This window comes from Komagataeibacter melaceti, assembly GCF_003403295.1.
Taxonomy (GTDB): Bacteria; Pseudomonadota; Alphaproteobacteria; order Acetobacterales; family Acetobacteraceae; genus Komagataeibacter; species Komagataeibacter melaceti.
In genome coordinates, this window is sequence record NZ_QUWV01000003.1 from 36379 (window position 1) to 48485 (window position 12107).

Annotated in this window: 7 protein-coding genes; all 7 read right to left on the reverse strand. The window is 62.5% G+C overall.

The window, feature by feature from the left end; all coding sequences use genetic code 11:
• Positions 1 to 21: 21 nt before the first annotated feature.
• The 7 genes from DY926_RS00610 to DY926_RS00640 all read right to left on the reverse strand — a co-directional run bounded on the left by DY926_RS00610 (position 22) and on the right by DY926_RS00640 (position 12068).
• Complete coding sequence (locus DY926_RS00610) at positions 22 to 1017, reverse strand: ABC transporter substrate-binding protein (RefSeq protein WP_116701597.1); 996 nt, start codon at positions 1015 to 1017, stop codon at positions 22 to 24.
• On the reverse strand, positions 1014 to 1625 hold the full coding sequence (locus DY926_RS00615) for an ANTAR domain-containing response regulator (RefSeq protein WP_116701598.1): 612 nt from the start codon (positions 1623 to 1625) through the stop codon (positions 1014 to 1016). Before DY926_RS00615 ends, DY926_RS00610 begins: the two co-directional genes overlap by 4 nt.
• Entirely contained in the window at positions 1625 to 5605 is a 3981-nt protein-coding gene (locus DY926_RS00620; RefSeq protein ID WP_116701599.1) for a bifunctional nitrate reductase/sulfite reductase flavoprotein subunit alpha, read from the reverse strand. Before DY926_RS00620 ends, DY926_RS00615 begins: the two co-directional genes overlap by 1 nt.
• A gap of 4 nt (positions 5606 to 5609) precedes the next feature.
• Complete coding sequence (nirB, locus tag DY926_RS00625) at positions 5610 to 8507, reverse strand: nitrite reductase large subunit NirB (protein WP_116701600.1); 2898 nt, start codon at positions 8505 to 8507, stop codon at positions 5610 to 5612.
• 29 nt (positions 8508 to 8536) lie between these two features.
• Positions 8537 to 10177, reverse strand: coding sequence for an alginate export family protein (locus DY926_RS00630; RefSeq protein WP_116701601.1), 1641 nt, complete (start codon positions 10175 to 10177; stop codon positions 8537 to 8539).
• A 22-nt stretch (positions 10178 to 10199) separates the two neighbouring features.
• Positions 10200 to 11420, reverse strand: a complete 1221-nt coding sequence (locus DY926_RS00635; RefSeq protein WP_116701620.1) for a nitrate/nitrite transporter — start codon at positions 11418 to 11420, stop codon at positions 10200 to 10202.
• 249 nt (positions 11421 to 11669) lie between these two features.
• Positions 11670 to 12068 carry an IS5 family transposase gene (locus tag DY926_RS00640; RefSeq protein WP_241502976.1) on the reverse strand — a complete coding sequence of 133 codons (399 nt, stop codon included), beginning with the start codon at positions 12066 to 12068 and terminating at the stop codon, positions 11670 to 11672.
• Positions 12069 to 12107 lie beyond the last annotated feature (39 nt).

The window sequence follows — 12107 nt, forward strand, 5'->3', positions numbered from 1 at the left end:
GGTTCCCCTCCCCTGCGCGGTTCACTGAGACCGTGCGCAGGCAGAAGAAGGATCGGCGGGCATGGGACCGATCCAGCGCATGAGCATCTGGTGTTCGGCAGTGTCCACCCATCCCAGCGCCGTCATATCGTTTATGATCCAGTCAAGGTCAGACGGCAGCAGGCAGCCCCCCGCAAAGGTCACGCATTCGCGGGCATCCCCACCGGGCAGGATGGCGTCCGTCGCCGCAAGGGGGAGTGCCAGCCCGCCTTCCGCAACGGGGGTTGCCAGCACGCGCGCAATATCCGCACGGTGGTCCGGCTGCTGGCAGAATGCAATCGCATCCCGCAGGGCGTGCGACATGCGGCGGACCGTCGCATCGCATGCCAGCAGTTTTCCCGATGCGACAATGATCTTTTCGACATGACCGGGCAGGACAGTGGCTGATCCGCCCACGCGAAAGGCAAGCCCGAGTTGTTCCGCCTCGGTGCCCCATGGCGGCCCGACACAGCCGCCATCAATCGCGTTTTCCGCCAGCGCATGGATCATGTCGGTCGGGGGCATGACGGACAGGTCGATTTCGTCCTCCATGCTGACGTCAATCATCTTGAGGAAACGCCGGAGGATGAGGAGATGGGTGGAATACATATGCACGATGGCGAGACGCGGCTTCCGCCCGATGGTCGTGGACCACTGGTCAAAGGCCTGCCGCCCGTGGGAGCCGGCATTCCACGCCCCTTCCACCGGGTTGACACCGCGCAGCATGATCGTATTGCCACCCCGGCTGATCCGGCCCAGCGCACGTAGCCCCGTATCATGCCCGCGCCGCCCGAGCGCGGTCATCATGGCCAGCGGCGCGAAAATGACGGCGGCATCCAGCCGGTTCCATGCCAGACCATCGGCGATGTTGGCCCAGGATGGAGAAACGACGATCTCGATTTCCAGACCATGACGGGCAAAAATACCCTGCTGCCGCCCCATGATTACCGGTGCGCTGTCAGCCAGCTTCAGCACGCCAATCCGTAACGGTGTATTCATGGTGTCTCATCCTTTTTCTGCGATGCCAGATACTCCCCGGCAACAGCCGCAATGCGACGCGATGTCTGCATGGCCCGGCGCTGGAGCCATCTATAGGCCTGCGCTTCGCTGGTTTTTTCATTTTTCATGAAACATCTCTTGGCCTGATCGATAATCTTCCGCTCGGCAAGGACACGCTGCGCTTCAGTCAGTTCGTCGCGAGTACGGCGGAAGCGGGCATACAGCGCGATGGCGGCACGCAGCAGTGGCTTGACATCCCGGGGCAGCGCCTCAAGCACGTTGTAGGAACATATGCCCGTATCGAAGGCCGTTTCCATCAGTTCAACATCGTCCTCATCCACAAACAGGGCGACCGGCCGTTCCTGCGCCGAACAGGACAGGGCACGAATGCTGTCCAGTGCGTCACGGTCGGCCCTGTTCATGTCGACCAGCACGACATCGGGCCGACAGGCCCGCACGGCATCGACCAGCGCCGTGCCGGGGGGAACGGTCAGGACATCCAGCGACGCATCGGCGTGCAGTGTCTCCGACAGGGCATGGCCCCGGCGGGGATTTTCGTCCGCGACCAGTACTCTCAGGCGCGTACCGGGAGCCATGTCCTCACGCATCAGTAGACATCACGCAGATAGCGGCCTTCACGAGTGAGGTTACTTACGAATGCATCTGCATCGCCGGATGACAGGTCGCCGTGACGGGCAACAATCCGGCGTAGTGCCGCATCGACATCCCGCGCCATACGGGTCGCATCCCCGCATACATAGACATAGGCCCCATCGCGCAGCCAGTCCCACAATTCGCTCCCTGCGGCTTCCATCCGGTCCTGCACGTACACCCGCTCGGACTGATCGCGTGAAAAGGCAGTATCGAGGCGCGTCAGCACCCCGTCGGACAGGAAGGCATGCAGTTCATCATGATAGTAGAAGCCTTCCGCCGCGTGGCGTTCGCCGAAAAACAGCCAGTTCCGACCCGTAGACTGCCGCGCTGCGCGTTCCTGCAGGAACCCGCGGAATGGCGCGATGCCAGTGCCGGGGCCGATCATGATCATGGCGGCACCATCATCCGCCGGTAGCCGGAAATGCGTCGTGGGCTGGATGAAAACCGGCACGTCTGCCCCATTGTCCAGCCCTGCCAGCCAGTTCGAGCATATGCCCGGCCATGGCGTAAGGCTGACCCCTACTGTCAGTTCCACCACCCGCCCGGATGCCTGTGGCGAGGACGCAATCGAGTAAAGCCGCGGCTGCATGCGCCGGAACAGCCCCGGTATGTCCTGCGCGGAGACCGAAAGGGATGCGTCTTTCAGCAGGTCAGGCAGGAAACCCGGCGCGCAGCCCCCCAGTGCCTGCAGCATGGCCGGGTTGGGGCGGCTCAGGTCAAAATGGCGTGTGAGGGCTTCGTGCAGCCCCACCGTTCCGCAGCCGCGCAGCACGATGGGCGTATCTTCCGGCAGGCGCAGCGCGCGCAGGGCCAACTCCACATGGGCTGCCGGGTTGCTGGGCCATATGCCCAGTGCGTCCCCGGGAACCCAGTTCAGTTCCGTTTTGCTTACATCCAGACCGATGCGCCGTGTGTCCCTGTCGTAGCCTGCGGCGCACAGGCGTTCGTTGATGGACAGGCGGGCCATGACGGGGGCCTCCCGCGTTCCGCAAACCGGGGGCGATGATGTACCCACCAGCGCGGGCGGGGCGGGCATTGCAGCCTGACCACCGCTTTTTATCTGCGCAAGGGCTGCCAGCATGGGGCCCCGCCATGCTTCCACTGTATCCTCAAAATCAGGTTCGCAATCCACGCGTTCCACGAATGGCGTTGCCCCCAGTTCCCGCAGGCGTCCATCCAGCGCGCGGCCGAAGCCGCAGAAACTGGCATACGAGGAATCCCCCAGCGCCAGCACGGCGAATGTCAGGTCGGGCATGGGGGCCTGACGTTCGCGCAGCATGTTCCAGAATGGAGCAGCACAGTCTGGCGGGTCGCCATCACCGAAAGTGGACACCACGAACAGCGCCGGACCCGCAATAGGTGTGTCCGCATCAAATGCGTCAAGGCATTTTCCCTCTGCCGTATGGCCTGCCTCGCGCAGCCAGCCAACGATCGTGGCCGCCAGACCTTCCGCACGCCCTGTCTGGGATGCCCACCATACGTTGATACCCGGCGTGGCGGCAGCGGGTGAGGCCCCGGTTCCCTCTCCCGGCTGTATGCGGCTGTACAGGCCTGCCAGGATACCGCTGATGCGCGCGTGCGCCTGTGCTGGCAGCGGTGCCGATGCGGGCAGCACGGGTACCTCACCCGCACCCGGCGGGGCCATTTCCAGACCGTCGAGGAACCCGGACAGCCATGCCCGTCCCTCATCGGACAGGGTTGCGGCAACGGACTGCCCCGGCGGCTCCAGACCGAGATGGCTGGTAAGGGCGCGCAGCATCATGGCGGACTCTCCTTTCCTGACTGGTTCCTCATCATCGGCGGCCCGGCCTGCAGCCTGTTCTACCTGCTCCAGCGCCACCGCGCAGAGTTTGAAGCCGGGTTGTAGCGAAATCGGGTCAACAGCATCTGGTGTGACGGAATTGACCGTAAGGTCCGGCCCGAAGCGGTCATTCCAGTGGAACGGGGCAAAGCAGGTTCCGGGCCTTACCCGCGCGGAGATCTGAACCGGCAGGATGATCTGCCCCCGCCGTGACGTGATCCTTACGCGATCATCCTGCGCCAGGCCAAGCGCATGGGCGTCAGGCGGGGCAATTTCCACAAATGGGCCGGGGTTCAGGCGGTTCAGGCTGTCCACGCGCCCGGTCTTGGTCAGCGTATGCCACTGGTGCTGCAGTCGGCCGCTGTTCAGCACGAAGGGAAAATCCTCGTCCGGCCATTCATCGGGCCGCATCCATGGCCGGGCAAAAAAGACCCCCTTCCCGTCCGACGTGGCGAAGACAGGGCCGGTCCCGTCAGGAGACAGGTAACGGATCGGGTGCCGGTCCTGCGTATCGCCGGCAGGCGCGGGCCACTGCACCGGCCCGTTGCGCAGCCGCGCGTGGCTGACGCCTGCAATGTCATAGCCGGTTTTCGGGTTGCTGAACCGGCTGGCCTCGGCAAACACTTCGGCGGCGGATGTGAAGGCAAAATCCTTCCCATACCCCATGGCGCGCGCCACGCGGGCGATGATGTCCCAGTCGGGCAGCGCTTCACCCGGCGGTGGGACGGCCTTGCGGGCCAGTGTCATGGTGCGGTCGGAATTGACCTGTACGCCGTCCCCTTCGGCCCACAGGGCGGCGGGCAGCACGATATCGGCAAAGCGCGTCGTCTCGCTATCCACGAACGCATCCTGCACGATCACGCATTCGGCGGCTTCCAGCGCCCGGACCACATGGCGCCGATTGGCAACGGTGGCGACGGGGTTGGTGCAGATGACCCAGCATGCCCGGATGTCACCGCGTTCCATTGCCTCGAACATGGCAATTACGCCGTTGCCCCCCGCGTCACGCAGGGTGCCGGGAGGGAGAGACCACTGTTCTTCCGTAAAGGCACGATCAGCCGCCACCAGCGTGCTGCGCTGCCCCGGCAGGCCCGGCCCCATATAGCCCATTTCGCGCCCACCCATGGCATTGGGCTGCCCGGTCAGTGAAAACGGCCCGCTGCCGGGGCGGCAGATGGCACCGGTGGCAAGGTGCAGGTTACACAGCGCGTTGGTGTTCCATGTGCCGGCAACGCTCTGGTTCAGGCCCATGGTCCACAGGCTCATCCACTCCCCGGCCTCCGCAATCCAGCGCGCGGCGGTCAGGATATCCTCGACCGGCAGGCCGGTGATTTCGGCCACGGTCCGGGGGGCGTATTCATCCACAAAGGGTTCCATTGCCTCCCACCCCGTTGTGTTCCGGGCGATGAAGTCCCTGTCTATCGCATCGTTTTTGATCAGGAGATGGAGCAGGCCGTTGAGCAGCGCCAGATCCGTGCCGGGGCGGATGGGTAGGTACAGGTCGGCCTTTTCCGCCGTGGCCGTCCGGCGTGGATCGACCACGATCAGCCGCGCCCCTGCCCGCTTGCGGTCCATCAGGCGCAGGAACAGGATCGGGTGGCAGTCGGCCATGTTGGCGCCAATGACGAAAAACAGGTCGGTGCAGTCGAAATCCTCATAGCTGCCCGGCGGCGCGTCGGCACCAAGGGACAGCTTGTAGCCAGTGCCCGCCGCGGCCATGCACAGGCGGGAATTGGACTCGATATGCTGGCTGCGGACAAACCCCTTGGCCAGTTTGTTGATCAGGTACTGTGCTTCCAGCGACATCTGCCCCGATACGTAAAAGGCGATGGCGTCGGGTCCATGTTCATCAAGGATGGCGCGCAGCCGTGCCGCCGTGGCGTCGATGGCCTGCTGCATGCCCGCAGGCGCAGCCGCTTCCCCGCGCCGGGGGCGGATGGCGGCATGGCGCAGGCGCTGGTCGGACAGGAGTGGCCGGTCGCACGAACTGCCCTTGGTGCACAGGCGTCCGCCATTTGCGGGATGTGCACCATCACCCCGCACCTTGGCAATGCGGCCGTCTTCCACTTCCAGTATGACCCCACAGCCCACCCCGCAATAGGGGCAGACCGTGCGGATGTCCTCCCGCGCCATGGGATCAGGCCGATACGGGTTCCGGCGTGGATGTAGCCGATCGGGCCCGGATCGCAACCTTGCCGTTTTCCAGGCGGGCGTCCCATGTCCGCAGCCGGACGGTGGGGTCCTCCAGACACTGCCCGTCCTCCAGGCGGAAATGCTGCTTGTACAGCGGCGAAGCCACCACCACCTGCCCCTTTAGGTCGCCCATGATGCCGCGCCCGATCACATTGGCGTTCGAGAATGGGTCATGGTTGTCGATCGCATAGACCTGCGCAGGCGCGTCCTGTGTTGCGGGCAGGTAGAACAGGGCAATCTGGCTGCCATCATGCCAGGCCACCACCCCCGATTTTGCCACCAGATCATCAAGTCCGCACAGTTCGGTCCAGTCCTGCGGGCCGGCCGGGGCCATGGTTTCGGGCAGGTTTTCGGCCGGACGGACCTGATCGCGCTCCGGTGTGGTGCGGATGTTCGGATCGGGGCGGCTGTCATTGACGAAGGTGCGGAACCGCTTGAGTTTTTCACGGTCCGTCAGCGCATCGCGCCATTCGCAGTGATAGTGGTCCACCACCATCTGCATCTGCCGTTCCAGTTCCGCGCAGATGCCAAGGCTGTCGTTTATGATCACATCCTTGAGGTAATCCAGTCCGCCTTCAAGGTTTTCACGCCAGACGGAGGTACGCTGCAGCTTGTCCGCCGTCCGGATATAGAACATCAGGAAGCGGTCGATATATTTCACCAGCGTTTCAGCGTCGAGATCGGTCGCAAACAGTTCCGCATGGCGCGGGCGCATGCCGCCATTGCCGCAAACGTACAGATTCCAGCCATTCTCGGTGGCGATCACCCCCACATCCTTGCTCTGTGCCTCTGCACATTCGCGGGTGCAGCCGGATACGGCGAATTTGAGCTTGTGCGGGGAGCGCAGGCCCTTGTAACGGTTTTCCAGATCGAGCGCCTTGCCCACGCTGTCCTGCACGCCATAGCGGCACCATGTGCTGCCCACGCAGGATTTTACGGTCCGGGTGGATTTGCCATAGGCCTGCCCGGTCTCGAACCCTGCTTCCAGCAGTTCGGCCCAGATTTCGGGCAACTGGTCCAGTTGCGCACCGAACAGATCGATACGCTGGCCGCCAGTGATCTTGGTATAGAGACCGTATTTCTTTGCCACCTGGCCCAGGACGATCAGTTTGTCCGGTGTGATCTCGCCACCCGCAATGCGGGGCACGACCGAATAGGTACCGTTTTTCTGCATGTTGGCCATGAACGTGTCGTTCGTGTCCTGTAGCGGAATATAGAGCGGGTCCGTAATCGGCTTGTTCCACGCTGATGCCAGGATGGAACCGACAGCGGGCTTGCAGATATCGCAGCCCAGTCCACCATTGCCGTACCGGGCCATCAGGTCTTCAAAAGTCTGGATGCCATGCACGCGGACAAGGGAATACAGTTCCTGCCGCGTGTAGGAAAAATGTTCGCACAGGCTGTGATCCACAGTAATGCCACGCGCTTCGAGTTCGGTCTCGAACACGTTTTTAAGCAGCCCTGAACAGCCGCCACAGCCCGTGCTGGCCTTTGTCGACTGCTTCAGGGCGGCAATATCCGTACAACCTTCCTCAATGGAAGCGCAGATCGCCCCTTTCGTTACATTGTGGCACGAGCAGATCATGGCCGTATCGGGCAGTGCATCAGCGCCAAGCAGGTCTGCCCCCTCCCCGCGCGGCAGGATCAGTACTGCCGGATCTGCCGGGGGTTTGATGGCGTTCTGTACATATTGCAGGATTGTGTCGTAATAGGCGTTATCCCCCACCAATACGGCCCCGAGCACACGGCTTCCATCTGCCGAGAGCACAAGGCGGCGGTAGGACCCGTCCACTTCCCCGATGAAGCGGTAGCTCCGGCTGCCGGGTGTCGCGCCATGTGCATCGCCGATCGAGCCGACATCCACCCCCAGCAGCTTGAGCTTGGTGGACATGTCCGCCCCGGTAAAGGCGGCTTCTTCCCCCACCAGGGTGCATGCGAGCGTGCGCGCCATGGTGTAGCCCGGTGCCACCAGTCCGAACACCTGCCCGTTCCAGCACGCACATTCACCGATTGCATAGATTGCCGGGTCGGACGTACGGCATTGCCCGTCGATCACGACGCCGCCGCGTGGCCCGATGGCAAGCCCGCAGTCACGCGCCAGCCTGTCCTGTGCGCGGATGCCGGCGGAAAAGACCACCAGATCGGTTTCAAGGAATGTGCCATCGGCAAAGACAAGACGGTGGCGGTGTGTCTCACCTGCGGTGATCTGCTGCGTAGCGTGGGATGTAAGCACCTCGATCCCCAGTGCCTCGATCCGCTGCTTCAGGGCCTGACCACCATCATCATCAAGCTGCACCGGCATGAGGCGCGGCGCGAATTCGACAACGGCCGTGGACAGGCCCAGCCCCGCCAGCGCGTTGGCCGCCTCCAGCCCCAGCAGGCCGCCGCCAATGACCACGCCGTGCGATGCGCCCTCTGCTGCGGCCCGGATCATGTCCAGATCATCCAGCGTGCGGTAGACCAGCCCCGCCGTGCCCGTATTGCCCGGAACCGGCGGCACGAAGGGCGTGGAACCGGTAGCCAGGATCAGCGTGTCGTAAGGCAGCGCGCCTTCAGCACTTTCCACCATCCGGGCCGCGCGGTCGATACGTGTCACCCTGACGCCACGGTGCAGGGTCAGGCCGTGATGGGCATGGAAATCATCCACATGCAGGCGTAGCGCCAGCGCGTCGCGTCCGCTCATGTATTCGGTCAGGTGTACGCGGTCATAGGCATCGTGGAGTTCGTCACCAAAAATATGAATCGCGCAGTCCTCATGCAGACCATGCGCTACAAGCTGTTCGGCACAGTAATGGCCAACCATACCGTTGCCGATGATGACGATGTTTCCCGTTCCGGTCATGTTCGTTTCTCCTGTCATACGCGCGGCAGTCAGAATTTGAATTCCATGGTCTGCATGTAGAAAGCCCCGTTCTTCGCCCCCGCACGGTGCATGCCCTGCGATGCGACGAAGCCTGCGATATCGTGCGTCCATGTCCAGTGGGGCGCAAAATTCCATGCAAGCTGTGTCTGGGGTGTGGTGCCAATGAACCCGCCCGACAGGCCGTTGCGCCAGCCATAGATCTTGCCGGTGCCATACACCGCGTCCTGTGTGCTTTCGCGCCAGAAAACGGGGACATGCAGCTTGAGATGCAGGTTCGCCAGTGGCGCTGCCGTAATGACCGGCCCGATGCCGACCAGGTTCTGTGATGTCAGGGCCAGTGTTACGTCATTATAATACGGCAGCGGGAAATAGGGCGTGGAAAACGTGCCGACCGCGCCGTCGCTGCTGTGATACGACCCGCCTGAAAACAGGTCGCCCTGCAGTGCGATGGATGGTTTCGCCTTCAGGCCCTTTGCCGTCCATCCCAGTGTCCCGTTGACGGCATAGGCCCGTACCGGGCGCGTTGCGCCCCCGTCAGCAGGACGGAATTCGCCGCCCTGAAACACGCCCGTCAGGCTGATATCGAAGGGACCGACATTCCCCCACACGCGTGCGCCGATATTGTCGCGGCGGGTCGATCCGACCTGCGTACCCGTTGTGGTGGCGAGCGCCGCCGAGGCACCGTTGAACAGGTAGCCAATAAAGAACACATCGGCAAAAATCTGGCTTTTCTGCCCCATGACCGAAAACTTCGGCAGCGGCGTCGATGTATAGATACCATACATCCGGGCGTTGTAGTTCGTGCCATCGGCAAAGACATTGCGCGGCAGCTTGTTGGTCTGCATGAAGTCAAACAGATCGAGCCGGAAGGATTTCCATACCGCATAGCCACGAAATCCATCCCATGACTGCTGTGCATTGGTCAGGTCGCGCGCGGACTGCATGGCGACGGGGGCATCGAGAAAGATCTGGCGACCACCGATCACGCCCATCCGCGCCCCCAGCATCCTGCCTTTCATCTCCAGAATACCCTGCTGGAGATCCAGCCGTTCGCGCTGCACCCCGGTCTGGTAGCCGTAGTAGTTCGATCCCCCTGCTTCACCCCACAGGAACTCGGCATAGGCGCGGACATGCTCACCCAGATGCAGGTCAGCGCCATACTGGCTGCGCAGCAGAATGCGGCTGGCATTGGTCTTGCCTGCGGTTCCCATCAGCGGCTGGCTTTCAAAAGCATAGCGCAGCCGTTCTTCTCCGTTAATGGACAGCCAGATATCGCCTTTATCTGTCAGGGGAATGTATTTCAGGCGGTTGAACCAGTCGTTTCGTCGCTGTTCAGGCGGCGTATTGACAATGTCGCTCCAGTCCTCGGCCCAGCGTGCCTGACCAAAACCACCCACGGTGCCGAACCCGGCTGCGGCTCCTTTGCCTGCGTTGAAGACACCCCAGTCAGGGCTGTGTGGCAGTGTCACGCGGTGGACGGCCGCCTTTTCAGGCGGGCGGGACGAGGTCGGGCGGATACTGGTTGCCATGACACCCGCAGCGGGCGCAGTGTCGGCATGGGCTGCATGCCCGGTACACAGGCTGGCAAGAATGGTGGTGAAGCCGACCGTCAGCGAAGCGGGCCGGAGCACGTCGGAAATACAGGTCACGGGATACGTTCCTGATCTGATATTATGAAGAGGTGGCCGCATCGGCTTCAGCCGATATCCGGGGTCGTTCAGTCGCCCAGCGGCGGCGGCACACGCCAACACAGGCAAACGCTACCAGCGCAACCGCGGCAAAGCCCAGGAAGCCGGGACCGTAAGAGCCCGTGGCCTGCCGCGCGGCCCCCAGCGATGATGCGAGATAGAACCCGCCCACCCCGCCGCTCATACCCACCAGCCCGGTCAGGATACCGACCCGGCTGGGAAAACGCGTGGGCACAAGCTGGAAGACCGCGCCATTGCCCAGACCAAGCACGACCATGCCCAGGAAAAAGGCCGGGAAAGCCAGCCAGATCGTAGGCAGGCCGAAGCCGATCACGGCAAAGATGGTGACGGCAAGCGCGAACAGGATGCTCAGGGCGCGCTCGCCCCCGATCCGGTCAGCCATGGCGCCCCCCAGCGGACGTACGAAGGACCCGACAAACACGACCAGCGCCGTGCAACTTCCGGCAATGGCGGGTGGCAGGCCGTACTGGTCGTTGAAATAGATGGTCAGGAACGAGGCAAGCCCCACAAAACCGCCGAATGTCACGCCATAAAAGAACATCAGCATCCAGCAGTCGCCGCTATGCAGGACAGGCAGCCAGGCCACCAGCCCCCCGCTGGATCGGTGCCGCGGCGGTTCACTGGCCAGGAACACAAAGGCGACCAACACGGCGGTCAGCGGTAGCGTTGCCAGCCCCAGCACATTGACCCAGCCATAAAGCACGGCCAGGCCGGGCGCGAACAGCGAAGCGAGCGCCGTGCCCGAATTGCCGGCCCCGGCAATGCCCAGCGCCGTGCCCTGATATTGTGGCGGATACCATGCAGAGGCGAGCGGCAGCGCAATAGCAAACGACGCCCCGGCAACACCAAGCACAAGTGCTACCCCGAACAGTGCGCCATAACTGTGTGGCGCGCTCAACCATGTCAGGAGCAACCCGGCGATCACAAGAATCTGGGCGCCTATAGCGACCCGGCGCGGCCCGAAGTGATCGACCAGCGCGCCAGCGAGCACACGCAGGAGGGCACCCGCCAGAACCGGGGTCGCGACCAGTAGCCCCTTCTGACCAGCATTCAGATGCAGGTCGTGAGCAATCGAAATTCCCAGCGGGCCAAGCAGGACCCACACCATGAACGAGACATCGAAGTACAGGAACGCCGCAAGAAGGGTACGCGGGTTTCCGGCTTTGAGGAATCCTTTGTCCACGTCATCGCATCCAGCCCCCATCCATCAGATAGGATGGAGACGCCTTTTTCAGGCACGGAGACCATCGTTGGCCGTCCGGGTGTCGTCGTGATCGTTTGTGCCATTTCCGCATCGTTCACCGCCATTGATGAACGCGCTTTTCAGGAAACCTGACTGCTGTTTATGTGCACCCGGAACAATGCGATGTCAAAACATTTTTCTCATGCTGTCATTCATGCCACGGTTGAAAGATCAGGGTCCGATCGACATTTAGGTCATCCAGATCATGGCTGAGACGAGGTGAACAAAGCCAAGGAAATGGATGGTACGTCGGTCATATCGGGTAGCGAAGCGTCTGAAGTGCTTGAGGCGGTTGAAGCGCCGCTCGATACAATTGCGCAGCTTGTAGGCTCTGGTATCGTGCGGGATGATAATCTTGCGGGTGCGATTGCAAGGTATGACAGATTCTGCGCCCATCTGAGTGACAAGGGCGCGTAATGCATTGCTGTCATAGGTCTTGCCGACAATAACAGAAGCTCCCTTCTGATCCGCGAGCAGAGCCTGCGCATGGGTGATATCGGCAACCTGTCCGGTTGTAATAATGAAGTGCAGCGGGGCGGCCAGCATATTATGGATCTTGGTCGTCAGATCACCTCTGGAGCGCCCCAGCGTCTGGTCCTTGCTCCCCCTTTTCCATTTGCATCCTTC